The 24,571-nt window shown below is 70.4% G+C and carries 20 protein-coding genes and 1 tRNA gene; 12 read left to right on the top strand and 9 right to left on the bottom strand.

What is annotated here, in order from left to right; translation table 11 throughout:
* From urtC to urtA, 3 genes are all read right to left on the bottom strand, one after another.
* Positions 1-1,182, bottom strand: coding sequence for an urea ABC transporter permease subunit UrtC (gene urtC, locus MFF04_RS07735; RefSeq protein WP_238274846.1), 1,182 nt, complete (start codon positions 1,180-1,182; stop codon positions 1-3).
* Positions 1,183-1,192: 10 nt separating this feature from the next.
* Positions 1,193-2,119 carry an urea ABC transporter permease subunit UrtB gene (urtB, locus tag MFF04_RS07740; RefSeq protein ID WP_238274847.1) on the bottom strand — a complete coding sequence of 309 codons (927 nt, stop codon included), beginning with the start codon at positions 2,117-2,119 and terminating at the stop codon, positions 1,193-1,195.
* Positions 2,120-2,219: 100 nt separating this feature from the next.
* Complete coding sequence (gene urtA, locus MFF04_RS07745) at positions 2,220-3,485, bottom strand: urea ABC transporter substrate-binding protein (RefSeq protein WP_238274848.1); 1,266 nt, start codon at positions 3,483-3,485, stop codon at positions 2,220-2,222.
* Between the two features lie 253 nt (positions 3,486-3,738).
* On the opposite strand from urtA, the gene MFF04_RS07750 reads away from it, so the two are divergent.
* The 8 genes from MFF04_RS07750 (at position 3,739) to MFF04_RS07785 (ending at position 13,519) form a co-directional block, all read left to right on the top strand.
* On the top strand, positions 3,739-7,206 hold the full coding sequence (locus MFF04_RS07750) for a hybrid sensor histidine kinase/response regulator (protein WP_238274849.1): 3,468 nt from the start codon (positions 3,739-3,741) through the stop codon (positions 7,204-7,206).
* Entirely contained in the window at positions 7,199-8,119 is a 921-nt protein-coding gene (locus MFF04_RS07755; RefSeq protein WP_238274850.1) for a response regulator transcription factor, read from the top strand. The genes MFF04_RS07750 and MFF04_RS07755 overlap by 8 nt, the downstream gene beginning before the upstream one ends.
* 238 nt (positions 8,120-8,357) lie before the next feature.
* Entirely contained in the window at positions 8,358-8,825 is a 468-nt protein-coding gene (gene ureE, locus MFF04_RS07760; protein ID WP_238274851.1) for an urease accessory protein UreE, read from the top strand.
* Positions 8,826-8,829: 4 nt separating this feature from the next.
* Positions 8,830-9,513, top strand: coding sequence for an urease accessory protein UreF (locus MFF04_RS07765; protein WP_238274852.1), 684 nt, complete (start codon positions 8,830-8,832; stop codon positions 9,511-9,513).
* 12 nt (positions 9,514-9,525) lie between these two features.
* Positions 9,526-10,221 (top strand): urease subunit beta, encoded by a 696-nt coding sequence (locus MFF04_RS07770; RefSeq protein ID WP_238274853.1) that lies wholly within the window; start codon positions 9,526-9,528, stop codon positions 10,219-10,221.
* 16 nt (positions 10,222-10,237) lie between these two features.
* Entirely contained in the window at positions 10,238-11,950 is a 1,713-nt protein-coding gene (gene ureC, locus MFF04_RS07775) for an urease subunit alpha (RefSeq protein ID WP_238274854.1), read from the top strand.
* 10 nt (positions 11,951-11,960) lie between these two features.
* Positions 11,961-12,626 (top strand): urease accessory protein UreG, encoded by a 666-nt coding sequence (gene ureG, locus MFF04_RS07780; RefSeq protein ID WP_238274855.1) that lies wholly within the window; start codon positions 11,961-11,963, stop codon positions 12,624-12,626.
* Positions 12,627-12,643: 17 nt separating this feature from the next.
* Entirely contained in the window at positions 12,644-13,519 is an 876-nt protein-coding gene (locus MFF04_RS07785) for an urease accessory protein UreD (protein WP_238274856.1), read from the top strand.
* Positions 13,520-13,535: 16 nt separating this feature from the next.
* Here MFF04_RS07785 and MFF04_RS07790 read toward each other — a convergent pair whose 3' ends face one another.
* From MFF04_RS07790 to MFF04_RS07805, 4 genes are all read right to left on the bottom strand, one after another.
* On the bottom strand, positions 13,536-14,264 hold the full coding sequence (locus MFF04_RS07790) for a DUF4198 domain-containing protein (protein ID WP_238274858.1): 729 nt from the start codon (positions 14,262-14,264) through the stop codon (positions 13,536-13,538).
* Complete coding sequence (locus tag MFF04_RS07795) at positions 14,261-16,237, bottom strand: TonB-dependent receptor (RefSeq protein WP_238274860.1); 1,977 nt, start codon at positions 16,235-16,237, stop codon at positions 14,261-14,263. Before MFF04_RS07795 ends, MFF04_RS07790 begins: the two co-directional genes overlap by 4 nt.
* A gap of 233 nt (positions 16,238-16,470) precedes the next feature.
* On the bottom strand, positions 16,471-16,908 hold the full coding sequence (gene nikR / locus MFF04_RS07800) for a nickel-responsive transcriptional regulator NikR (protein ID WP_238274862.1): 438 nt from the start codon (positions 16,906-16,908) through the stop codon (positions 16,471-16,473).
* Positions 16,909-17,402: 494 nt separating this feature from the next.
* Positions 17,403-17,477 (bottom strand) — tRNA-Gln (locus MFF04_RS07805).
* A gap of 105 nt (positions 17,478-17,582) precedes the next feature.
* Between MFF04_RS07805 and MFF04_RS07810 the strand changes: the two genes are divergently transcribed.
* Both MFF04_RS07810 and MFF04_RS07815 read left to right on the top strand, forming a co-directional pair.
* Positions 17,583-18,326 carry an SDR family oxidoreductase gene (locus MFF04_RS07810; RefSeq protein ID WP_238274864.1) on the top strand — a complete coding sequence of 248 codons (744 nt, stop codon included), beginning with the start codon at positions 17,583-17,585 and terminating at the stop codon, positions 18,324-18,326.
* A 121-nt stretch (positions 18,327-18,447) separates the two neighbouring features.
* On the top strand, positions 18,448-20,073 hold the full coding sequence (locus MFF04_RS07815) for a peptide chain release factor 3 (protein ID WP_238274866.1): 1,626 nt from the start codon (positions 18,448-18,450) through the stop codon (positions 20,071-20,073).
* Positions 20,074-20,080: 7 nt separating this feature from the next.
* On the opposite strand, the gene MFF04_RS07820 is transcribed toward MFF04_RS07815, so the two are convergent.
* Both MFF04_RS07820 and MFF04_RS07825 read right to left on the bottom strand, forming a co-directional pair.
* Complete coding sequence (locus tag MFF04_RS07820) at positions 20,081-20,533, bottom strand: response regulator (protein ID WP_238274868.1); 453 nt, start codon at positions 20,531-20,533, stop codon at positions 20,081-20,083.
* Between the two features lie 31 nt (positions 20,534-20,564).
* Entirely contained in the window at positions 20,565-21,032 is a 468-nt protein-coding gene (locus tag MFF04_RS07825; protein WP_238274870.1) for a BLUF domain-containing protein, read from the bottom strand.
* A gap of 224 nt (positions 21,033-21,256) precedes the next feature.
* On the opposite strand from MFF04_RS07825, the gene MFF04_RS07830 reads away from it, so the two are divergent.
* Together MFF04_RS07830 and flgK are read left to right on the top strand one after the other, a co-directional pair.
* Positions 21,257-22,651: a flagellar hook protein FlgE gene (locus tag MFF04_RS07830; RefSeq protein ID WP_238274872.1), complete on the top strand. Its 1,395-nt coding sequence runs from the start codon at positions 21,257-21,259 to the stop codon at positions 22,649-22,651.
* A 39-nt stretch (positions 22,652-22,690) separates the two neighbouring features.
* A complete protein-coding gene (gene flgK / locus MFF04_RS07835) occupies positions 22,691-24,571 on the top strand; it encodes a flagellar hook-associated protein FlgK (RefSeq protein ID WP_238274873.1) in 1,881 nt (626 codons plus the stop codon).

Raw genomic sequence — 24,571 nt, forward strand, 5'->3', positions numbered from 1 at the left:
TCACTCGGCGGGCGCGCCATGGGGGACGCCACGGGGCACGGCGATGGGCTCGGGCGGGCGCAGGGACTTCGCCCGGCGGGTGAGGCGGGGCTCGATATGCTCCCGCCAGATGCCGGCGAGGCCGTTGGGGAAGGCCAGCACCACGGCGATGAACAGCGCGCCGAGGCCGAACAGCCAGAGGTCGGGGAAGCTCTCCGAGAAGCTCGTCTTGGCGAAGTTGACGAGCAGCGTTCCCCAGACCGCGCCGAAGAGCGACAGGCGCCCGCCGACGGCGGCGTAGATCACCATCTCGATCGAGGGCACGATGCCGACGAAGGAGGGCGACATGAACCCGACCTGGAGGGTGAACATCGCCCCGCCGATCGCCGCGAAGGCGGCCGCCAGGCAGAAGGCGAAGACCTTGAAGCCGGCGACCGAGTAGCCGGAAAAGCGGACCCGGTCCTCCTTGTCGCGCATGGCGACGAGGATGCGCCCGAGCTTCGACTTCTTCACGTACTGCGCCAACAGGATGCAGCCGATCAGCAGCCCGCCGTTGACGAAGTAGAGGATGAACTTCGCGTGGTCGGTGCGGATGTCCCAGCCGTTCAGCGTGCGCAGGTCGGTGATGCCGTTGATGCCGCCGGTGAAGCCCTGCTGGCCGACGATGAGGATCGTCAGGATCGCGGCGATGGCCTGGGTGATGATGGCGAAGTAGGTGCCGCCGACCCGGCGCTTGAACATCGCCACCGAGATGATGAAGGCGAAGGCCACCGGCACCGCGATCACGAGGAGGAGGGTCAGGGGCAGGGACTTGAACGGCGTCCAGAACCAGGGCAGCGCCGTGATCTGGTTCCAGTCCATGAAGTCGGGGATGCCCGGCGTGGACTGGATCTTGGTGTTCTCGACGCTCGAGGCCTCGAGCTTCAGGTACATGGCCATGCAGTAGCCGCCGAGGCCGAAGAACACGCCCTGGCCGAGCGACAGGATGCCCGCGTAGCCCCAGCAGATGACGAGGCCCAGCGCCACGAAGGCGTAGGTGAGGTACTTGCCGACGAGGTTGAGGCGGAAGGCGTCGAGCGCCAGCGGCAGCACCACCAGGATTACCCCGGCGAGCAGCAGGAGGCTCAGCCACTCGACCGGCTTCATGAACGGGTTGTCGTTCACGGTGAGGGATTTCGAGAGGGTCTGGACGGGGTTCGTCATCGGGGGGACCTCAGCGCCGGACCTTGAGGGTGAAGAGGCCCTGGGGCCGCAGCATCAGGATGGCGACGACCGCCAGCAGCGTGAGCACCTTGGCCATGGAACCGGAGAGGAAGAACTCCAGCGTCGACTGGGTCTGCGAGATCGAGAAGGCCGAGGCGATGGTGCCAAGAAGGCTCGCGGCTCCGCCGAAGACCACGATCAGGAAGGTGTCGACGATGTAGAGCTGGCCCGAGGTCGGCCCCGTGGAGCCGATCATCGTGAAGGCGGAGCCGGCGATGCCGGCGATGCCGCAGCCGAGGCCGAAGGTGAGCCGGTCGACCCGCTCGGTGTCGATGCCGACGGCGCCGGCCATGGTGCGGTTCGACATCACCGCACGGATCTGTTGGCCGAAGCGGGAATAGAAGATCAGGGCCGCGACGCCGAGCGTGATCACGATGGTGACGCCCATCACGAACAGGCCGTTGATCTGCACCTCGATCGTGTCGGTGACCTGGACGGAACCCATCATCCAGGACGGCAGCTCGACGCCGACCTCGCGGGGGCCGAAGATCGACCGGTAGGCCTGCTGCAGGATCAGCGACAGGCCCCAGGTGGCCAGCAGCGTGTCCAGCGGCCGCTTGTAGAGGTGGCGGATCAGCCCCCACTCGACGAGCATCCCCATGGCGCCGGACGCCAGGAAGGCGAGCCCCATCGCCACGAAGAAGTAGATCGGGAACAGGCTTGGGAGATGGCTCTGGAAGAAGGACGAGCAGAGATAGGTCACGTAGGCGCCGAGGATCATGAACTCCCCGTGGGCCATGTTGATGACGCCCATCTGCCCGAAGATGATCGCCAGCCCCAGCGCCATCAGGACGTAGACGGAGAACAGGATCAGCCCGGCGAAGCCCTGCATCACGAAGATGGAGCTCAGATCGCCGATCGAATAGTCACCGAACATGCCGCGAACTCCGGGCCGCGCGTCTGCCTGTCGTGCCGTCGCGATCATCCGCGACGGCGACGGCCCGGGCCACGCAAGGCCCGGGCCGGATGCGAACCGACTACTGGTAGCCCTTCGGGAAGGGGTTCGGCTCGATGAGCTCGGGGCTCTCGTAGACGACCTCGAACTGCCCGTCGGTCTTGGCCCGGGCGACGCGGGTCTTCGACCAGAGGTGGTGGTTGGGGTGGATCTTCACGTAGCCTTCCGGCGCCTCCTTGAACTCGAGGCCGGGGGAGGCCGCGACGACCTTGTCGACGTCGAAGGAGCCGGCCTTCTCGACGGCCATCTTCCACAGGAACGGCCCGAGATAGGCGGCCTGGGTCACGTCGCCGATGACCGTCTTCTCGCCCCACATCTTCTTGAAGGCGGGGACGAACTTCTCGTTGTTCGGGTTCTTGAGCGACTGGAAGTACTTCATGCACGAGTAGGCGCCGGCGATGTTCTCGCCGCCGATGCCGTCGATCTCGTCCTCGGTGACCGAGATCGTCAGGAGCGTCTGCTTCGAGAGGTCGATGCCTGCCGCCTTGAGCTGCTTGTAGAAGGCCACGTTCGAGCCGCCGACCACGTCGGTGAAGATCACGTCCGGCTTGGTGAGCTTGAGCTTGTTGATGACCGAGTTGAACTGCGTGTGGCCGAGCGGGAAGTATTCCTCTCCAACGACCTTGGTCTTGAGCACGTTCTCGATGTGCTTGCGAGCGATCTTGTTCGAGGTGCGCGGCCAGATGTAGTCCGAGCCAATCATGAAGAACGACTTCGCGCCCTTCTCCTTGGCGACCCAGTTCAGCGATTCGAGGATCTGCTGGGTGGCCTCCTGGCCGGTGTAGATGACGTTCTTCGACTGCTCCAGGCCCTCGTAGAAGGTCGGGTAGTAGAGGAGCCCGTTGTACTGCTCGAAGACCGGCAGCGCCGCCTTGCGGGAGGCGGAGGTCCAGCAGCCCATCACCGAGGCGCACTTGTCGTTGACGAGGAGCTTCTTGGCCTTCTCCGCGAAGGTCGGCCAGTCGGAGGCGCCGTCCTCCTGGATGATCTTGATCTTGCGCCCGAGCACGCCGCCGGCCGCGTTGATCTGCTCGATGGCGAGCTTCTCCGCCTGGATCGAGCCGGTCTCGGAGATCGCCATCGTGCCGGTGGCCGAGTGCAGGATGCCGACCGTGACCTCGGTGTCGGTGACGGCGAGCCCCGTGGTGTTGACCGCCGAGGTCGGCGGAGCCGCGAAGGCGCCCCGCGGCATCATCGCCAGCGCCGGCACGCCGGCGAGGCCCATCAGGAGCTTGCGCCGCAGGGGCGAGCCCAGGCCGGTCTCGGTATCCCGTGTATCCTTTGCCATTCTGCCAGCCCCGGTCCCTGTTGTCCGGCGGCTCTTGGGAGGCGGCCGCGGATCGACGGGATGCAGGCTAGGCCGCTCTTTGCGCCGCAGCATATACGCCGTTCTGCGTATGGCCGGTGCCGGGTCGGCGGATCACGATGCCCGTGATATGGATCCTTCGGGTGCGCGGGACGGACCTCGCACGGCCCTTGCATCGCCTTGCGCGCACCGAAGCCGCGCATCCGCCGCACGCAGGACCGACGACACAGGCACGATGAGCGGCCGCCAGCACATCATCCCGATCCGGCGCGCCTACAACCGCTTCGTGGCCGACGAGACGCTCGAGGACTACGCGCTGCGCTTCACGGCCAAGAAGGCGCGCCGCTGGAGCCCGTTCGTTGTCGCGCAGACGGCGCTGGGCTCGATCTCGTTCCTGGCGCTGGAGGCGATCGGGGGCACCCTGGTGCTGGCGGTGGGCTTCACCAACACGCTGGCCGCGGTGCTCCTCGTCGGCGCCCTGATCTTCGCCACCGCCGCGCCAATCGCCGTCTACGCCGCCCGCTACGGCATCGACATGGATCTCCTCACCCGTGGGGCCGGCTTCGGCTATCTGGGCTCGACGGTCACGTCGCTCATCTACGCGAGCTTCACGTTCCTGTTCTTCGCCATCGAGGCGGCGATCATGGCGCTGGCGCTCCAGCTCTGCTTCGGCCTGCCGCTCTGGCTCGGCTACATCGTCTGCGCGGGCGCGGTGATCCCGCTCGTCGTCTACGGCATCCGGCTCATCAGCCGCTTCCAGATCTGGACGCAGCCGGTCTGGATCGCCCTGAACCTCCTGCCCCTCGTCTTCATCGCCCTGAGCGCGGACGCGCCCGCCTCCCTGGAGACGCTCACCGCCTTCCCCGGCGTCGGCCCCGGCGCGGCGGTGGGCTTCGATCCCGTACGCTTCGGTCTCGCCACGGCGGTGCTGCTCTCGCTGCTGGCCCAGGTCGGCGAGCAGGTCGACTTCCTGCGCTTCGTGCCGCCCCGCCGGAGCCCGGGCGACCTGCGCTGGTGGTCGGCGGTGCTCGCCGGCGGCGCAGGATGGATCCTGCCCGGCCTCCTCAAGATCCTGCTCGGCGCCTTCCTCGCGGTGCTGGCGCTCGGCCACGGCATCCCCGCGCCGCAGGCGGCCGAGCCGACGCGCATGTACGCGGTCGCCTTCGGCTACGTGACCGCCTCGCCGCAGGGCGCGCTGCTGCTAATGGCCGCCCTCGTCATCGTGGCGCAGATCAAGATCAACCTCACGAACGCCTATGCCGGCTCCATCGCCTGGTCGAACTTCTTCTCGCGGCTGACCCACAGCCATCCCGGCCGGGTCGTGTGGCTCGTCTTCAACGTCGCGATCGCGCTGCTTCTCATGGAGCTCGGCATCGACAAGACCCTGGAGAGCACCCTGCCGCTCTACGCGGTGGTGGTCTCGGCCTGGGTCGGGGCGCTGGCCTCGGACCTCGCGGTCAACAAGCCGCTGGGCCTGTCGCCGCCGGGCATCGAGTTCAAGCGGGCCCATCTCTACGCGGTCAATCCCGTGGGCACTTGCGCCATGGCGCTCGGTCTCGCGACGGGCTGGCTCGCCTATGCCGGTCTCCTTGGGACGGTGCTCGCTCCGTTCGGGCCGCTTCTCGCGCTCGCCGCCGCGTTCGGTGCGGCGCCGCTGATCGCCTGGGGCACGGGAGGGCGCTACTACATCGCGCGGCCGCCCGCCGCCCTGCACGGGCATGGCGAGGGCTGCGGCGAGATCGGCTGCCGGGTCTGCGAGCTGTCCTTCGAGGGCGAGGACATGGCCCATTGCCCCGCCTATGACGGGCCGATCTGCTCGCTCTGCTGCTCCCTCGACGCCCGCTGCGGAGACCTGTGCAAGCCCCACGGGCGCCTCGACGCTCAGGCGCAGGCGAGCCTCGGGCGCTTCGTGCCCGCCCCCGTCGCCGCCTGGGCCGGCGCGCCGCTCGGCCGCTACCTCGCCCTGATGTTCTGCCTCGTCGGGGTGGTCGGGCTGATCCTCGGGATCGTGCACGCCGGTGCCGGCGCGCAGCACCCGGAGCACCGGGAGAGCCTGCGGGCGGCGCTGACCAGCGTGTTCTTCATCCTCGTGCTGATTCTCGGGGTCGTCGCCTGGCTGTTCGTCCTCGCCCAGGAGAGCCGCCGGGTCGCCCAGGCCGAGACCCTGCGCCAGACGGCGCTCTACCAGGCCGAGATCGCGGCCCATAAGGTCACCGACGCGAAGCTCCAGGAGGCCAAGGAGATCGCGGAGGCCGCCAACCTCGCCAAGAGCCGCTACGTCGTCGGCATCAGCCACGAGCTGCGCACGCCCTTGAACGCCGTGCTCGGCTACGCCCAGCTCCTCGAGGGCGACCCGGAGATTCCGGCGCCCCGGCGGCGCGGGCTTCAGGTGATCCGCCGCAGCGCCCAGCACCTCTCGGGGCTCATCGACGGGCTTCTCGACATCTCCCGCATGGAGGCCGGGCGCCTCCAGGTCCACCGCAACGAGATCCGGCTCGCCGACTTCCTCGACCAGATCGTCGATATGGTCCGCCTCCAGGCGAAGGCCGCCGACCTCGCCTTCCGCTTCACCCGGCCCGAGACCCTGCCGCTGATCGTCGCCACCGACGAGAAGCGCCTGCGCCAGATCCTGCTCAACCTCCTCTCGAACGCGATCAAGTTCACGCCCTCGGGCGAGGTCGGGCTCGACCTCGCCTACCGCAATCAGGTCGCCGTCTTCACGATCACCGATACCGGCCTCGGCATCCGCCCCGACGACCTCCAGCGCATCTTCGAGCCCTTCGAGCGCGGCTCCATCGCCGCCGCCCGCAGCACGCCGGGCACCGGCCTCGGGCTCACCATCGCCGGCCTCCTCGCGCAGGTGATGGGTGGGGAGATCACCGTGGAGAGCGAGGTCGGGCGCGGCACACGCTTCCGGGTCCGCCTGATGCTGTCCTCCGTCTCGCGGCCGGCGGCGGTCCCGGCCTCCATGACCGCCTCGCGGGCCGATGCCGAGAGCGGCGCCCCGTCCGCGCCACTCCGCTACGCCGGCCGCCGGCGCTCCGTGATGGTCGTCGACGACGATGCCGCCCACCGCGCCCTGATGCGCGACATCCTCGAGCCTCTCGGGATCACGGTCGCCGAGGCGCCGGACGGCCCGGCCTGCCTCGCCCTGCTGGAGGCGGGGGCGCCGGACCTCGTCCTCCTCGACATCGCCATGCCGGGCATGAGCGGATGGACCGTGGCCGGGCGCCTGCGCGACCGCGCGCCCTCCGTGCGCATCGCCATGATGTCGGCCAACGTCCACGAGATCAGCCCCGCGACCGGCGCCGACGCCCCCCACGACGCGATCATCGCCAAGCCCTTCGACCTGCGCGACTTCCTCGACCGGGTCACCCGGCTCCTCGATCTCGCCTGGGTCGAGGCGGCGCAGCCCGAGCCCGCCGGACCCACCGCGGCCCCGGTGGAGGCGCTCCCGCCCCGGCCCGTGCTTCAGGAACTGGCCCGCCTCGGGCGCATCGGCCATGTCAGGGCGATCGAGGCGCGGCTCGCGGAGATCGCCGGCGGGGAGGCGGGTGCCTTCGCCGCACGCCTTCGGAGGCTCGTCGCGGCCTTCGACCTGCCCGCCTACATGCGCGCCCTCGACAGCGCCCTCGCAGAGCCTGCCGGCGAGCCGCCGCCCGACGCGGATCGCATGTCGGTCCGGGAGCCCGCCGATGTCTGACGGCCCGACCGGTCAGCGGGACATCGTGCTCGTGGTGGACGACAGCCCCGACACGCTGAGCTTCCTCACCGAGGCGATCGAGCGCTCCGGCGCGACGGTCCTCGTCGCGGTGGCGGGCGAGGCGGCGCTCGCCCTCGTCGAGGAGATCACCCCCGACATCATCCTGCTCGACGCGATGATGCCCGGCATGGACGGGTTCGAGACCTGCCGCCGTCTCAAGGCGAAGCCGGCGGTGGCGGGCGTGCCCGTGATCTTCATGACCGGCCTCTCGGAGACCGAGCACATCGTGCAGGGGCTCGAGGCCGGCGGCGTCGATTACGTCACGAAGCCGATCGCCCCCGACGAGATCTTGGCCCGCATCCGCGTCCATGTGGCGGGCGCGCGGGCCGCGCGCAGCCTGCGGGCGGCGCTGGACACCACCGGGCGCACGCTGTTCGCCGTCGACCCGTCCGGCGCCGTGCTCTGGGCGACGCCCCAGGCCTCGCAGGTGCTCGCCGCCTGCGCGCCTCGCGCGGGCGATGCCTACGGCCTGCCCGCCGCCGGGCGCGCCTGGCTCAAGGGTTGCCTGGAGGCCGCGCAGGCGCCGCCCTTCACCCTCACCGATCTCTCGGGCGCCGCCCACACGGTCAGCTTCGTCGGGCGAACGGGCAACGAGGTGCTCTTGCGCCTCTCCCGGGACGCCACCGCCGCCGGCATCGAGCTCTTGCGCGAGCGCCTGCCGATCACCGCGCGGGAGGCGGACGTGCTGTTCTGGCTCTCCCGGGGCAAGGCGAACCGGGATATCGGCGAGATTCTCTCCTTAAGCCCCCGCACGATCACCAAGCACCTGGAGGGCATCTACGCCAAGCTCGGCGTCGAGAACCGGACCGCCGCCTCGATCATCGCCGCCCGCCACCTCCAGGACCTCGGCTGATGGGGCGATGGATAGCCGGGCCGGCCTCGGCACGAGCCCGTTCATCGCGCGCCGGGATGCCGGCGCAGCGCCATGCCGTTTATCAAGGCGAAAATAGTTTTCTCTCGGCGGTTGAGAGTGCCGCAAACGGCGCGCATCCTGCTCCTCGGCCCAAAGTGGCCTCGGGCCGACCCTGTGCCCGGCCAGATCACGCGAAGTCCCCGAGGACCGGGGCGGGGAATGTCGAGAGGATCGGCGGATGCGAGTGATCCAACGGGTGCTGGGAAGCCGGCTCGATGCCGCCTTCGCCGAGCGCCTGCATCACCTCGAGCATCACGGTGCGGTGGATGTCCTGCGGGTGCCGAGCGCCGACACGGCCCGGCGCCGGCTGCGCGCGGTCACCGAGGGCGGGGAGGAGATCGCCCTGGCGCTGCCCCGGGATCAGACCCTGTTCGACGGGGCCGTCCTCGTCCTGGAGGACCACCGGGCCATCGTCGCCCGGGTCGGCGCCGTGCGCTGGCTGCGCCTGCGGGCGAAAAACCTCCCTGACGCGCTGGAGCTCGGCTACCACGCCGGCAACCTGCATTGGCGCGTCCGCTTCGCGGACGGCGCCCTCCTCGTCGCCTTGGAGGCTCCGGCCGAGGACTACCTCGTCCGCCTCGGCGATCTCGCCGGCGACGGGCGTCTCGCCCACGACGTCGTCGACGACGCGCCGGGCGAGGCCTGACGAAGTGCTCGCCGACCTGATCGCCCTCCAGCAGGCCGATGCTGCCTTTCCGAGCGGCAGCTTCGCCTTCTCGAACGGCGTCGAGGGCCTCGCCGCCGCCGATCCCGGCTTCGGCGAAGCGGCGCTCGCCCGCTCCGTCGCCGCTGCCCTCGCTTTCCGTTGGGCCGGGACCGACCGGGTCGCCCTGATCCTCGCCCATCGCGCGGACGGGGATGCCGGACGCCTTGCGGCAATCGACGCCGCGGTCGAGGCCGCCTCGATGGCCGAGCCGATGCGGACGGGCAGCCGCCGCAACGGCGCCTCGCTGCTCGCCGCCCATGCCCGTCTCGGCACACCGGGCGCGGCCGACCTGCGCCGTGTGGTGCGGGAAGGTGGGCTGCTCGGCCACCTGCCCACCGTGCAGGGCGCCCTGTGGCGGGCGCTCGGGCTGCCGGAGCGGAGCGCGGCGCTCGTCTCCGGCTACCAGTTCGCGAGCGGGCTCACCTCGGCGGCGGTCCGCCTCGGGGCGGTCGGCGCGATCGAGGCGCAGCGGGTGCTCTCGGGCGCGTTGCCGCTGATCGCCGAGCATCTGGAGCGTCCCGTTCCGGAGCCGGAGGACGGGGCGATCGTGCTCACCGGGCTCACGCCCTTCATCGAGATCGCCGCCATGCGCCAAGCCCAGGCCGAGCTGCGCCTGTTCGCCAACTGAGAGATCCGACCGATGCTGCTGACGCCGACGGAGCTCGAACGGCTCACGATCTTCACCGCCGCCGAGCTCGCCCGGAAGCGCCGGGCGCGGGGGCTGAAGCTGAACTATCCGGAGGCGGTGGCGATCATCACTGACGAGATCCTGGAGGGCGCCCGCGACGGGCGCTCGGTGGCCGACCTGATCGGTTGGGGCTCGACCATCCTGACCACCGCCGACGTGATGCCGGGCGTCGGCGCGATGATGCATATCCTCCAGGTCGAGTGCGTCTTTCCCGACGGCACCAAGCTCGTCACCGTCCACGAGCCGATCCGCCCCGCCGAGGGCGCCGAGCCCGACACCCTGCAACCCGGCGCGATCCTGCCGGCGCAGGGCGACATCGAGCTTGCCGCCGGCCGGCCGCGGGTGAGCGTCGAGGTCGTCAACACCGGCGACCGTCCGGTGCAGATCGGCTCGCACTACCATTTCTTCGAGGTCAACCGAGCTCTCGACTTCGATCGCGCCAAGGCGCTCGGCCACCGCCTCGATATCCCGGCGGGCACGGCGGTGCGCTTCGAGCCCGGCCAGCGCAAGACCGTGACCCTCGTCGGCTTCGGTGGCGCGCGAGAGCTCACCGGCCTCAACAATCTCACGCAGGGCAAGCTCGACAGCGACGCCGCTCGCGCCGATGCCCTGGCCCGCGCCAGGGCCCGCGGCTTCAAGGGCGCCTGAGGGGAGCGCGAAGAAAATGGTCACGATTCCACGGCGCGACTACGCCGCCCTCTACGGCCCGACCACCGGCGACGGCGTGCGGCTCGCCGACACCTCGCTGATCGCGGTGGTCGAGCACGACCACGCCGTCTACGGCGACGAGTGCCTGCACGGCGGCGGAAAGACCCTGCGCGACGGCATCGGCATGGCGCCGGGCGTCACCGCCGCGCAGGGGGCCCTCGACTTCCTGCTCTGCAACGTCCTCGTCATCGATCCCGTGCTCGGCATCGTGAAGGGCGACCTCGGCATCAAGGACGGGCGTATCGTCGGTCTCGGCAAGGCCGGCAACCCGGCGATCATGGACGGGGTCGACCCGCGCCTGATCGTCTCGGCCGGCACCACGGTGCGCGACTGCGAGGGGCTCATCGCAACCCCCGGCGCCATCGACGTGCACGTGCACTTCGATTCCGCGGGTCTGCCCGACCACGCCATCGCCTCGGGCATCACCACGCTGCTCGGGGGCTCCCTCGGACCGATCACGGTGGGCATCGATTCCGGCGGGCCGTTCAACACCGGCAAGATGCTCCAGGCGTCGGAGGCTTGGCCGGTCAATTTCGGCTTCCTCGGGCGTGGCAACACCCACAAGCCGGCAGCCCTCAAGGAACAGCTCGAGACCGGCGTGCTGGGCCTCAAGATCCACGAGGACTGGGGGGCGATGCCGGCGGCGATCGATTCCTGCCTCGCCTTCGCCGACGAGCACGACTTCCAGGTCCAGCTCCACACCGACACGCTGAACGAGTCGGGCTTCGTGGAGGACACGCTCGCCGCGATCGGAGGCCGCACCATCCATATGTACCACACGGAGGGGGCCGGCGGCGGGCACGCGCCGGACATCATCCGCGTGGCGGGTCTCCCGCACTGCCTGCCCTCGTCGACGAACCCGACCAATCCCTACACGGTCAACACCTTCGACGAGCACCTCGACATGACGATGGTGTGCCACCACCTCAACCCGGCGCTGCCCGAGGACGTGGCCTTCGCCGAGAGCCGCATCCGCGCCCAGACCATCGCGGCCGAGGACGTGCTCCACGACATCGGCGCGATCTCGATGCTCGGCTCCGACAGCCAGGGCATGGGCCGCATCCACGAGGTGATCTGCCGGACCTGGCAGCTCGCCTCCAAGATGAAGGACCAGCGGGGAAGCCTGCCCGAGGAGCGGCCCGGCTTCGGCGACAACGCCCGCATCAAGCGCTACATCGCCAAGTACACGATCAACGCCGCGCGCACCTTCGGCATCCAGGACCACATCGGCTCGCTGGAGCCCGGCAAGATGGCCGACATCGTGATCTGGCGCCCGGCCTTCTTCGGCATCAAGCCGGAGCTCGTCATCAAGGGCGGCTTCATCGCCTGGGGCGCCATGGGCGACTCCGCCGCCTCCCTGATGACCTGCGAGCCGATGCTGATGCGCCCACAATGGGGCGCCTTCGGGCTAGCCAAGCAGGGGCTCTCAGCCTGCTTCGTCCATCCGCTAGCGATCGAGGGGGGGCTCAAGGAGAGCCTGGGCCTTCGCAAGCACCTGCTGCCGGCCCGCGGGACGCGCACGCTCACCAAGGCCGACATGCTCTGGAACGACGCCTGCCCGGAGATCCGGGTCGACCCGCAGACCTTCGAGGTCTTCGTGGACGGTCAGCTCGCCACCTGCGAGCCCGCCCGCACCCTGCCGCTCGCCCAGCGCTACATGCTGCGATGATCGCCTGACGATGACCGCTCACACGCACAGCCACACTCACCTCCCCGCCGCCTCCGATCCGGCCCCGGTCACCGCGGCGCGGATCGGCATCGGCGGCCCCGTCGGCTCCGGCAAGACGGCGCTCATCGAACGGTTGATCCCGGTCCTCCAGGCCCGCGGCATCGACTTCGCCGTGGTGACGAACGACCTCGTGACCAAGGAGGACGCCGAGCGCCTGCGCCGCTCCGGCCTGATCGACCCGGCCCGGGTCGAGGCGGTCGAGGCCGGCGCCTGTCCGCACACGGTGATCCGCGAGGACCCGACCCTCAACATCGCCGCCGGCGACGACCTCGAGGCGCGCTTTCCCGGCCTCCAGCTCATCGTGTTCGAGTCGGGCGGGGACAACCTCGCCTCGACCTTCTCCCTCGACCTCGTGGACTGGTGGATCTTCGTGATCGACGTCGCCGGCGGCGACGACATCCCGCGAAAGCGCGGACCCGGCGTGCTGCGCTGCGACCTCCTCGTCGTCAACAAGACCGACCTCGCCCCCCATGTCGGCGTCGACCTCGACGGCATGCTCGCCGAGGCCCGTAGGGCGCGGGGCGAGAAGCCGGTGATCGCCACCAACGCCCGCACCGGCGCGGGCGTCGAGGCGGTCGCCGACGCGATCGCGCGCGCCGTGCTGTTTGCGCCCTGAGCCCGCGTCCGCGACCCGTGAAGCCGCACCATCTGCAAGCCGGCGATCCGATCCCGGTCGGGCCGGCCTCGGCGCCGGGCCGCCGCGCCGAGGCGCGCCTCGTCTTCGTCCGGGGCGGCGGGGGCACCGTGCTGTCGCGCCAGCACGTGCCCTACCCGTTCCACGTCACCCGCGCCTTCCGGATGCACCCGGACGGACCGGACCTTGCCACGCTCTACCTGCAATCGGCCTCGGGCGGGCTCTACGCGGCCGACCATCTGGGCCTCGCCGTCGAGGCGCGGGCCGGAGCGCGCGCCCACGTCACCACCCAGGCCGGCACCGTCGTGCATCGCGGCGGGGCGGCGGCGTCGCGGCAGGACACGGCGCTCCGGATCGCGGCCGACGCCTTCCTGGCCTTCAATCCGGACCCGCTGATCCTGTTTCCCGGCGCGCATCTCGCCTTGCACACCGAGATCGTCGCCGAGCCCGGCGCCCGCGCCATCGTCACCGAGAGCGTCGCCTGCCACGACCCGGCCGGACAGGACCGCCCCTTCGACCGCCTGAGCCTCAATCTCAGGATCGCGGACCCTGCCGGCCGCATCCTCGTCCAGGAGCGCGGCCTGATCGACGGCGCCGCCTTCGCCGCGGAGGCCTCGCCGCTCGGGCCCCATCGCGCCTACGGAACCATGGTCTTGATCGGCCCGCCGGAGGCGCTGCCCGCGATCCCTTTTTTCCAAGCGGAGGCCGACGCGGCCGGCTGCTTCGCGGGGGCGAGCCCGCTGCCCAACGGCGCCGGGCTCGGCCTGCGCCTTCTCGCCATAGATGGCGGGCATCTCTCGGCGGGGCTGGAGGCGGTGTTCCGCACCGCCTTCCGCGCCTTGAGCGGTTGCGAGCCCGGCCGGCGGCGCAAGTAGCGCCGCCGTGTCCGGCTCAGTTCGTCTTCGGGTCGGCGACCGTGAAGGCGAAGGTGGCCGTGTAGGAGTCCGCATCCGCAAGCGCCGGCGTCTGCGAGGGGCGGACGCTGTGGCCGACGCCGAGCACCTGGGGACCGGCGGTCCTGAGGGGCACCTCGGCGATGCCGTCCGTGTCGGTCGCGGTCCGGGCCTGGTCCGCCTCGGTCTTGAAGTTCACGCCGTCGGTCGCGACGACGCTGGCCCCCGCGAGGGGGCGGCCCTCGAACAGCACCCGCACCCGGATCTTGCCCGAGGCCGCGGCCGGCGCCTCCAGGGGCACGATCTCTAGCGTCTGGCCGATCACCCGGTCCCAGGGCGCGGAGGGGCCGAGCGCGGCCTTGGCGAACTTCACCGACCACAGGCTCTTGTCCGCCTGCGGCAGCATCCGCTTGCTGGCGTTGCGGTAGCTGCCGTCGGCGAGGCGCACCCAGTAGCCGTTGTCGTAGGCGGCGACGACGAGGGCATCGCCCTGGTAGGCCGCGTCGAGCGCGCCGCCGGGGCCGGGCTTGGCGGCGAGCGTCACCGATCCGCCCGGCGCGTAGGCGGTCAGGCTCATCAGCTTGTCGGCGCTCGCCGTCTCCGGCTCGTTCGGGTGGCCGTAATGCAGATGCACCACGCCCTGGCCCGGGCTCAGCCAGATGTCGTGGGCGCGGGCCGTCCCCGAGAGCGCCAGGGTCGCGGCGGCGAGAAGGAGGGCGTGTCTCATGGTGCGGATGCTCCCGTTGCGAAACCGTAGGTGACGCCCGCGAGCAGCGTCAGGCGCGGCTGCGGGCTCGTGAAGATGTCGGAGGCCGCCGCAGCAAGCGTCGGGCCGAAGTTGAAGATGCTCTCGCTGGTCCGATCGCCGGGATACCACGTCGCCTGCCCGTAGGTCGTCCAGCCGCTCGCGTGCACGTAGGCGAGGCGGCCGCTGACCCGGGTATAGGGCCTCGAGCGCAACAGGCCGTCCTCCGTCAGCGGCTTGGCGCCGATATAGGACAGGTAGGCCGCCCCCGTGACGCGGCCGGGCCCGAACGGCGTGACCGGCTCGCCGAGATCGAACTCGGCCCCGACCGTGGCGAGGGATGCCGGCACGTTGGGCACGAAGATCGACGTGGCGCCGTTCAGAAGCCGCGCCGAGACCGCGGAGGTGCTGGCGAAGAGGGACACCCGGTCGAGCCCGTCGCGCCAGGCGAGAAGCTTGCCTTCGATCTCGAACCCGTCCCGGCGCGATCTACCAAGGTTCTGCACCGGCAATCCCGGCGCGGCCTGGAAGACCTCGTTGGAGATGTCGGTGAAGAACACCGTGCCGAGCAGGCTCACCCGGTCGAAGATCAGGCGCCCGCCGCCCTCCGTGCTCTCGACGCTGAAGGGCGTCAGGCGCGGGTTGCCGACGAGCTCGCTGGAGGCGGACGGGCTGCGGAAGCCCTGGCCGTAGTTGGCGAACAGCTCCAGCCAGTCGAAGGGCGTCAGCGCCGCCCCGCCCTTCGGCGAGACGATGTGAGGACTGACCGCCGGCGAGAGGGCCGGGTCGAGGGCGTTGCGCACGTCGTAGAGGAACTGATCGGCGCGGGCGCCGCCGGTCAGCTTCAGCCAGGGGGTGGGCTTCACCTGCACCTGCGCGTAGGCCCCGAGGTCGTGCTGGAGGATGTCGAGGTCGAGGCTCCGCCCGGTGAAGCCGCGGGCCACGGAAGGGCCCGTGATCACGTCGAGGGCGTCGCTGCGCCAGTCCGCGCCGGCGAGAACCTGCGTCGGCAGGACATCGAAGAGGTTCGTCGTCCAGACCCGGCGCAGGCGCCCGCCGACGGTCGCGCGCTCCTGCACCTGCCCCCGCTGGCCGCCGCCGAAATCCGAGAAGCGGCTCGTCTGGTCGTGGCTGGCGTAGAGCAGGGCCGAGAGTTCGTCCTCCGGCGGCCCGCTAAGGTAGTTGGCGACGACCGTCTGAAGGGTCTTGCCGCCGCCGTCGGTGACATTGGTGGCCGCCCGCGGCGAGACGAGGCCGGCGCGCACGAGGTCGCGCTCCAGGTAGCCGGGCTGGCCGAAGCTCGTCCCGTACATCTGCACGCGCACCGACAGGCTGGAGCCGGTGTCGAGGGGGATCGTGACCTTGTTGAAGGCGTTGTAGCGGCCGAGGTCGCCGTTCTGCCGGTAGCCGCCCTGTCCGTATCCCTCATAGGCGAGGAAGGGCTGGAGGCCGGGACCAACCTGGCTGAAGGTCGCGAGCCCGCGCAGGGTCTCGAAGGAGCCGCCCGAGACGCCCACCGTGGAGAGCGGCTCGGCGCGCTTCGTCTCGATGAAGATCGCGCCGCCGAGCCCGGCGTCGCCCGCCTCGACGGAGAAGGGGCCGCGCACGATGCCGATCGAGCGGATCGTCTCCGGGATCAGCGGGTTGAGGTCGACGTAGTTCGGCGTATGGATCGAGGAGACCTCGTTGATCGGCACGCCGTCGACGAACACCGCCACGTCGCGGCCGTGCTCGGCGTCGCTGAAGCCGCGCAGAGCGATGCCGTAGCCGACGCCGCCCTGCCCGTAGTTCGAGACGTCGAAGCCGGCGATGGGCCGGAACAGGTCGCCGTAGCTCTGCACCGGCAGCCGGGCGATCTCGGCCGCGCCGAGCACGGTGGTGCTGGCGGGCAGGGCCGCGACGGAGGGCGAGAGGGCCGTCCTCAGGCCCGTGGCGGGACCCGCGATCGTCGACACGCCGGCCGAACCGCCCCCGCCGCCACCGACTTCCAGCTCGTCCAGCGCAACGGCAGCCGGATCGAGAGCCCGAGCCGGCGGGACAGCGGCGGTGAGGAGGATCGCTGACGCGAGAACGCGGATCGAGAGCATGACGGGACCGGCCGGAGTTTCGCCGACCCGTACAAGGCCAGACCATCGAGTATGAACAAGCTCAAAGAATCGCTTACGCGCCCAATGCGTAGGCAATTGGATCAGTAGCCCTCGTCCTGTGCCTTGTTCATCACGCCGCCCTCGTTGGTGCCCGGGATGATCTGCAGAGCGCCGTGGCGGACGCCGCGCTGCGAGATGATGGCATGCGAGAGCGCGATCAGGTCCCGGCGGGGGCCATGGAGCACCACGGTCTCCAGGCAGGTCTCGTGATCGAGATGCACGTGCATGGCGGCAACGGCCAAGTCGTGATGATCGTGCTGGGCTTGAAGCAGGCGCTTGGCGAGGTCGCGCTTGTGGTGATCGAAGACGTAGGTCAGCGCGGCGTAGGCGTCGCCGTCGACCGCTCCGTCCTCATGGCCGAGACCGCTGCGCAGGAGATCGCGGACGGCCTCGGAGCGACTGGCGTAGCCGCGGTGCTCGGCCAGCGCGTCGACCGCGCTGAGCAGGTCGTCGTCCAGGGTCAGGGTCACACGCTGCATGACGATCGGACACTCCCCACTCCAGCGCACATCATTCCGTGAAACTCGGCTGACCGGAAGCTCCCGCGTCGTCGGCCTCGGCGGCGCCGATCCGCGCCGGTCGCGTCGGGGGCCGCCGCGAGCGATCCGACCGCCGCACGGCCGGCGAGTGCCGACGTGCGGGGAGCGGCGGATATGGCGCCGGCTCCCAGCCGAACCCTAGAGGGTGTCGACTCCTCCGTTCATCCGGCACCTCTCCGCCGGTGTGCGCCAACCCGCGGCGGATCGAACGCTCGTCGTGCCGCCCGGCACCGAGAGCCCGCGCGGCGCCATCATACCCACGATGGACGGCATCAGGCTCTCGCGGCAGACGGGCGAGCCGCTCAGCAGCCTCGTCGCCGGAGCACCCCGCCGGAGGCCCGGCTACAGCACACGCCTACTCGTCACGACTCGGGAAGTCGCGGAGAGCTTCGCAATCAGCGCTCGGTATTCGCAGAGCGAGGTTTAAAGCGGATTGGCTGGGGCGCCAGGATTCGAACCTGGGAATGGCGGTACCAAAAACCGCTGCCTTACCACTTGGCGACGCCCCAACGTCGGGTGGTGTCTAGACGGGCGCAGGGGGCGGCGCAACCGCGCGGGCGCGGCTTGCATCCCCGTCCCGGCCGACGCAGACCGGGGCTCGGCGGGAGGCATCGATGCGGGTCGCGATCGTGACGGGAGCCGGCTCCGGCATCGGCCGGGCAGTGGCGCTGGGATTGGCGGGCGCCGGCTTTCGCGTCGTCCTGGCGGGCCGCCGGGCCGAGCCCCTGGAGCGCCTGGCCGGCGAGATCGGCCCGTCCGCCCTGGCACTGCCGGCGGACGTGACCGACGAGGGCTCCGTGGAGGCGCTGTTCGCCGAGACCGGCCGGGCGTTCGGGCGGCTCGACGTGCTCTTCAACAACGCCGGCGTGTTCACGCCGGCGGCGTCCATCGACGCGGTCACGCTCGAGGACTGGCGACGCAGCCTCGACACCAACCTCACCGGCCTATTCCTGTGCACCCGCGCGGCCTTCTGCATGATGAAGGCGCAGACGCCGCGGGGCGGGCGGATCATCAACAACGGCTCGCTCTCGGCCCACGTGCCGCGGCCGGGCTCGGCGCCCTACACGGCGACCAAGCACGCGGTGACGGGGCTCACCCGCGCGACCGCGCTCGACGGGCGCCCCTTCGACATCGCCTGTGGGCAGATCGACATCGGCAACGCCGAGACGGAGATGACCCGGAAATTCGCGGAAGGGGAGGGCGCCCGGCAGGCGGACGGCTCGATGCGCCGTGAGGCGATTATGGACGCCCGCCACGTCGCCGACGCCGTCGTCTACATGGCCGGGCTGCCGCTCTCGGCCAACGTGCTCTCGATGAGCGTGATGGCGACGGGCATGCCCTATGTCGGGCGGGGCTGACTCTCTCGCCGTGCCGCCGCGGGCGGCTTTTGCGTCCCCGCGGCGGAGCGCTTAAAGACCGACGCCACCCGCCCTCGCCCGACGCCCGGAGAGGCCGCCCGACCGGCGGCCGGTGCCCGCCATGCTGATGCAGACCGAAACCAAGACCGAGAGCAGCACGCGGCCCGCCGATCCGGTGGCGCGCCGGCGCACCTTCGCGATCATCTCGCACCCGGATGCGGGCAAGACCACGCTCACCGAGAAGCTCTTGCTGTTCGGGGGCGCCATCCAGCTCGCCGGCGAGGTCAAGGCCAAGCGCAACCGCGTCTCGACCCGCTCCGACTGGATGGGCATCGAGAAGGAGCGCGGCATCTCGGTCGTCACCTCGGTGATGACCTTCGAGTACGGGGACTGCGTCTTCAACCTGCTCGACACGCCGGGCCACGAGGACTTCTCCGAGGACACCTACCGGACGCTCACCGCCGTCGACTCGGCGGTCATGGTGATCGACGCGGCGAAGGGCATCGAGGCGCGGACGCGCAAGCTGTTCGAGGTCTGTCGGCTCCGCGACATCCCGATCGTCACCTTCGTGAACAAGCTCGACCGGGAGGCCCGCGACCCGTTCGAGCTCCTCGACGAGATCGAGAAGACGCTGGCGCTGGACGTCGCCCCCGTCACCTGGCCGATCGGGCTCGGGCGCAACTTCGCCGGCACCTACGAGCTCGGCGGCAACCGGGTGCGCCGCCTCGACGCCGCGGACGATGCCGGCACCATCCCCGTCTCCGGGATCGCGGACCCGCTCTTCGACACGCTGCTCACCGAGGATGGCGCGGCGCAGGCCTGGCGCGACGAGGTCGAGCTGGCGGAAGGCGGCCTGAAGACCTTCGACCTCGACGCCTTCCGCGAGGGCCACCTGACGCCTGTGTTCTTCGGCTCGGCGCTGCGCAACTTCGGGGTGCGCGATCTCATCGACGGGCTCGCCCGCGTCGCGCCTCCGCCCCGGGGCCAGGACGCCGACAAGCGCACCATCGAGCCGACGGAGCCGAAGATGACGGGCTTCGTCTTCAAGATCCAGGCGAACATGGACCCGAACCACCGGGACCGCATCGCCTTCATGCGCGTCTGTTCCGGAAAGCTGAACAGGGGCATGAAGGCGAAGCTCGTCCGCACGGGCAAGCCGATCTCGCTCTCGGCGCCGCAGTTCTTCTTCGCCCAGGACCGGGCCATCGCCGACGAGGCCTACGCGGGAGACGTCGTCGGCATCCCCAACCACGGCACGCTGCGCATCGGCGACACGCTGACGGAAGGCGAGGAGATCGTGTTCCGGGGCGTGCCGAGCTTCGCCCCCGAGATCATGCGCCGGGTGAAGCTCACCGACGCCATGAAGGCCAAGAAGCTGCGCGAGGCCCTCCAGCAGATGGGCGAGGAGGGCGTGGTCCAGGTCTTCGTGCCCCAGGATGGAAGCCAAGCCATCGTCGGCGTCGTCGGCGCGCTTCAGCTCGACGTGCTGAAGGAGCGGCTCCAGGCCGAGTACGGCCTGCCGGTCGACTACGACGCCACCCGCTTCTCCGTCTGCCGCTGGATCGAGTCGGACAAGCCCGGCGAGGTCGACAGGTTCGCGGAGGCGCACGGCTCCTCGATGGCGAGCGACCTCGACGGTGCGCCGGTCTTCATGGCGACCACCGCCTTCTCGCTCCGCTACGAGGAGGAGCGCTGGCCGGACGTGCGCTTCACCGACGTGAAGGACTATCAGAAGCGGGCGGGGTAAGGCCGCCTCAGAACTTCCCCAGCATCGGGAAGTCGATGCTCAGCGTCGACTCGGTGGCGAGCGGCGCCTCGCGCTTGCGCGGCTTGCGGTTGAGCACCTGCTTCAGCTTGGCCTTGAGCACGTTCATGTCGAACGGCTTGAGGATGAAGGCGTCGGCGCCGGCCTGGTGGGCGAGGTTGATGTCCTCGAAGGTGAAGGACGACTCGGTCAGGATGAAGGGCGTGTTCATCAGGGCGTCGTCGGCGCGGATCTCGCGCAGGAGCCCGATCCCGTCCATCGGCTCCATCTCGAGGTCGGAGATGACCAGCGCGTAGCGGCGCTCGCGCAGGCGGTCGAGAGCGTCCGCGGCCGTCGAGACCCCCTCGACCTCGGGGAAGCCGAGGCGGTTCATGAGCATCACGACGAGCTTCAGGAGCTTCTCCTGATCGTCCACGACGAGGATGGGGGGCGTGTCGCTCATGGCGCGATGCGGCTCTGCTCAGCGGTCGCGGTCAGACGAAGAGATGGTCGATGCCCTGCTTCGACATGGCTTCCGACTGGAGCGCCACGGCGAGGGCATGGATCGCGGCGGCCTTCGGCGTCCCGCGCTGGAGGCTCGGCAGCAGGTTGGCCTTGTTGAAGGAGGCCTCGCTGGCCGGGGTGCGCGCCACGATCGTGAAGGAGTTCACGAACTCGCGCTTGGCGATCTCGCGCCACTCGCAGATCTGCACGTCGCGGTGGCGCGGATCCTCGGCGATGCGCCCGAACGTGTCCTGGATCTGCTGGCGCTCGCCCTCGATCACCTGGGCGGCGAAGTTCTGCTCGACCATCATCAGGCTGGTGATGACCGAGAACTCGTTCTTCTTCTGCGCCTGGCGCGTGATGTCCCCGAGCTGGCTCGCGCGCAGCTGCGGCTCCGACGACAGGGCCAGTCGGGAGAAGTAGATCAGGTGGACCAGGGTCGTCCGCTTGGCACGCATGGTCGTGTCCGCTTCCGCATCGGCGCGGGCCGGACGATAGCGCCCGCGGACATAACGGGCCGTAAACGCGCCCCGCCCCCGGCAGAAGCTGCCGAGCGGGGCCGGGACGCCGCGGCGGATTCTGCCGGGAGCGCGCTCGCGCCGTCAATGAAATCAGTGGGTTGGCGCTGGCACGGCGGTTGCGGCACCGGCCCGAGCCCCTGTCGGGCCCGGAGCCGATTGCCATGGACATCTTCACCGCGCTTCAGACGGCGGTCACGGGGCTGAAGGCGCAGTCCTACGCCATCGACAACATCTCCGGGAACATCGCGAACTCCCAGACCACTGGCTACAAGCGCATCGACACGAGCTTCGTGGACCTGATCGCCGAGCAGACGCCGCGCCACGAGGTCGCCGGCACGGTGCTCGCTCAGTCCCAGCTCACCAACACCATCCAGGGCAACATCACCGCCACCAGCGTGCCGACCAACATGGCGCTGAACGGGTCCGGCTTCTTCACCGTGCAGACCCGCACCGGCGACACCAACGGCCAGCCGACCTTCTCGGGCACCACCGTCTACACCCGCCGCGGCGACTTCACCCGCGACGCCTCGGGCTTCCTCGTCAACGGCGCCGGCAGCTACCTGACCGGCGACAACCTCGACCCCGTAACGGGACAGGTGAAGAGCTCCGGCCCGATCGTCGTCGACGGGGCGACGCTGCCGGCCCGGCAGACGACCAGCATCACCTACGGCGCCAACCTGCCGCGCACGCCGACGACGGCGACCTCGCAGGCCGGCGGGTCGTCGCTCTACACGGCGACCGGCGCCACCACGACCGACACCACCCAGACCGTGAGCGGCCTCACGGTCGCCTCGACCGCCGCCTCCGACTTCGTCGACCACAGCATCGTCGGCCCCTCGCTCACCGCCTACACGGAGAGCGGCGCGCCGATCTCGGTCTCGACCCGCTGGGCGAAGGTGCAGGACTACACCTCCCCCACGCAGCCGGCGGTGTGGAACCTGTACTACGCCGCCAACAGCAGCGTGGTCGGCTCCTCGAGCGCCTGGACCAACACCGGCACCGCCTTCGCCTTCAACGCCGCGGGCCAGCTCACCTCGCCCGCCGTCAGCGCGACGACGGGCGTCGCCACAGCGACGATCCCCTCGCTCACCGTCGACGGCACCAATGTCGGGACCATCGCGCTCAACCTGGGCAAGGGCGCGCTGACCCAATACGCCTCGGCCTCGGGCAGCGTGACCACCAACACCCTGAAGCAGGACGGCTACGCGGCGGGCACGCTCAACAGCCTGTCGGTGTCGACCGACGGCAAGATCATGGGCACATACTCGAACGGCTCGACGCTCGCGGTCGCCAATGTGGGCATCGCCCGCTTCACGAACCCGGACGGGCTGAAGGCGGAATCGGGCGGCAACTACAGCCAGACCAACGATTCCGGGGCGGCGCTGGTGGGCCTCAACGGCGCCACGGTGGTGGGCGGCAACGTCGAGCAGTCCAACACCGACATTGCCGGCGAATTCTCTAAGATGATCGTAACCCAGCAGGCCTACTCTGCGAACACGCGCGTCATGTCGACGGCGCAGTCGATGATGTCGGACCTCCTCAACGTCATCCGCTGAGCGAACGAGATCTGAGGCGCCCCGACGGAGACCCGCGCCATGTCGCTGAACGCGCTGAGCACGGCCAATGCCGGCCTGAAGGCGACGCAGGCCGCCATCGGCATCGTCTCGCAGAACGTCGCGAACGCCGGCACGGCCGGCTACGTCAAGCGCACCCTCACCAGCGTCTCGGCGGGCATCGGCAACGCCGGCGTCGCCACGGGCGCCATCGCCCGCAGCTTCGACGCCGCCGCCCTCAAGCAGCTCCGCCTGGAGACGGCGGGCGCCGCCTACACCTCGACCAAGGCCGACGTCGTCTCGCAGCTCGACACGCTCTACGGCACGCCGGGCTCCTCGACCGCCCTCGACGGGCTCCTGAACAGCTTCACCGGCTCCCTCCAGAACCTCGCCAGCAACCCGACGCTGTCGACCGCGCGCACCGTGGTGCTCAACAGCGCCTCGGCGCTCGCCGCGCGCATCGGCAGCATCGCCGGCAACGTCCAGTCGCTGCGCAGCGCCGCGGAGAGCCGCCTCGGCAACGAGACCGCGGCGGCGAGCAACCTCCTCGGCTCGATCGCCGATCTCAACGTCAAGATCGGCAGCACCAGCGACGACGCCTCCCGCGCCGACCTGCTCGACCAGCGCGACCAGAAGATCAACGAGCTCTCCGGCTACTTCGACGTGCAGACGATCGAGCAGCAGGACGGCACCATGTCGGTGATGACCGGCTCCGGCATCACCCTCGTCGACCGCGGCCGGGCGGCGGTCCTCAGCTTCGACGGGCGCGGCACGCTGAACGCCTCGTCCAGCTACTCGACCGATCCGGCCAAGCGCAGCGTCGGCACCATCCTGGCGCAGATGCCGGGCGGCAGCACCATCGATCTCGGCGAGCCCGGCGTGCTGCGCTCGGGCACCATGGCGGCCGAGCTGGAGCTGCGCGACACGGTCCTGCCCCAGGCCCAGCGCCAGCTCGACGACCTCGCCTCCGGCCTCGCCCGCTCCCTCACGGACAAGAGCGTGACCGGCACGCCGAACGGCGCCGGCACGCAGATCGACCTCTCCGGCATCCAGGCCGGCAACGCGATCACCATCCCCGTGAGCGGCCCGGACGGCTCCCTCCGCAACGTCACGCTGATCGCCTCGGCGAACCCGACCGCCGGGGTCGATCCGGCGCTCACCACCGATTCGGCCGGCCTCGCCCAGACCTTCGACATCTCGGGCGGCCCCTCGACCTACGTCGCCAAGATCGCGCAGGCGCTCACCGCCCTCTCGACGCGGCTGACGGCCTCGGGCGCGGCTTCCGTGCCGAGCCTCGGCGCCACCGGCACCGGCGCGAGCGTGACCTTCACCGGAAATCCCGGCTGGACCGTGAAGGGGGCGAGCGCGGCCATCACCGTGCCGACCTCCGCCAGCGACCTCACCACCGCCTACCCGCAGATCCCGCTCTTCACGGACGGCTCCGGCAACGCCCTCGTCACCGGCTCCCTCGACAACGGCGCCCAGATCACCGGCCTCGCCCAGCGCCTCCAGATCAACCCGGCCCTCGTCTCGAACAGCACCGCGCTCACCGCCACGAGCGCCTCGAGCACGACGCCCGTCTCGACGCGTCCCCAGTTCGTCTACGACGCCCTCACCACGGCCCAGCAGACCTTCTCCGCGGCGAGCGGGCTCGGCGGCATCTCGGCGCCCTACCGGACGAGCGTCGTGGATTTCGCGCAGGACCTGATCGCGGCCCAGGGCGCGGCGGCGGCCTCCGCCAAGAGCCTCGACGAGGGCCAGAGCGTGGCGCTCGCCACCGCCCAGAGCCGCTTCTCGTCGAGCGCGGGCGTGAACATCGACGAGGAGATGTCGCGGCTCATCGAGCTGCAGACCGCCTACACGGCCAACGCGCGCGTCCTTACGGCCGCCCGCGACATGCTCGACACCCTGCTGCGGATCTGA

Source organism: Methylobacterium jeotgali (genome assembly GCF_022179345.1).
Classification (GTDB): Bacteria; Pseudomonadota; Alphaproteobacteria; order Rhizobiales; family Beijerinckiaceae; genus Methylobacterium; species Methylobacterium jeotgali.

Excerpts from the sequence above, each read along its gene's own strand:
- urtC (WP_238274846.1), bottom strand. The coding sequence starts at position 1,182 with ATGACGAACCCCGTCCAGACCCTCTCGAAATCCCTCACCGTGAACGAC.
- MFF04_RS07825 (WP_238274870.1), bottom strand. The coding sequence starts at position 21,032 with ATGCGTGCCAAGCGGACGACCCTGGTCCACCTGATCTACTTCTCCCGA.
- urtB (WP_238274847.1), bottom strand. The coding sequence starts at position 2,119 with ATGTTCGGTGACTATTCGATCGGCGATCTGAGCTCCATCTTCGTGATG.
- MFF04_RS07755 (WP_238274850.1), top strand. The coding sequence starts at position 7,199 with ATGTCTGACGGCCCGACCGGTCAGCGGGACATCGTGCTCGTGGTGGAC.
- MFF04_RS07770 (WP_238274853.1), top strand. The coding sequence starts at position 9,526 with ATGCTGCTGACGCCGACGGAGCTCGAACGGCTCACGATCTTCACCGCC.
- ureE (WP_238274851.1), top strand. The coding sequence starts at position 8,358 with ATGCGAGTGATCCAACGGGTGCTGGGAAGCCGGCTCGATGCCGCCTTC.
- MFF04_RS07830 (WP_238274872.1), top strand. The coding sequence starts at position 21,257 with ATGGACATCTTCACCGCGCTTCAGACGGCGGTCACGGGGCTGAAGGCG.
- MFF04_RS07750 (WP_238274849.1), top strand. The coding sequence starts at position 3,739 with ATGAGCGGCCGCCAGCACATCATCCCGATCCGGCGCGCCTACAACCGC.
- MFF04_RS07810 (WP_238274864.1), top strand. The coding sequence starts at position 17,583 with ATGCGGGTCGCGATCGTGACGGGAGCCGGCTCCGGCATCGGCCGGGCA.
- urtA (WP_238274848.1), bottom strand. The coding sequence starts at position 3,485 with ATGGCAAAGGATACACGGGATACCGAGACCGGCCTGGGCTCGCCCCTG.
- MFF04_RS07790 (WP_238274858.1), bottom strand. The coding sequence starts at position 14,264 with ATGAGACACGCCCTCCTTCTCGCCGCCGCGACCCTGGCGCTCTCGGGG.
- ureC (WP_238274854.1), top strand. The coding sequence starts at position 10,238 with ATGGTCACGATTCCACGGCGCGACTACGCCGCCCTCTACGGCCCGACC.
- nikR (WP_238274862.1), bottom strand. The coding sequence starts at position 16,908 with ATGCAGCGTGTGACCCTGACCCTGGACGACGACCTGCTCAGCGCGGTC.
- MFF04_RS07815 (WP_238274866.1), top strand. The coding sequence starts at position 18,448 with ATGCTGATGCAGACCGAAACCAAGACCGAGAGCAGCACGCGGCCCGCC.
- flgK (WP_238274873.1), top strand. The coding sequence starts at position 22,691 with ATGTCGCTGAACGCGCTGAGCACGGCCAATGCCGGCCTGAAGGCGACG.
- ureG (WP_238274855.1), top strand. The coding sequence starts at position 11,961 with ATGACCGCTCACACGCACAGCCACACTCACCTCCCCGCCGCCTCCGAT.
- MFF04_RS07820 (WP_238274868.1), bottom strand. The coding sequence starts at position 20,533 with ATGAGCGACACGCCCCCCATCCTCGTCGTGGACGATCAGGAGAAGCTC.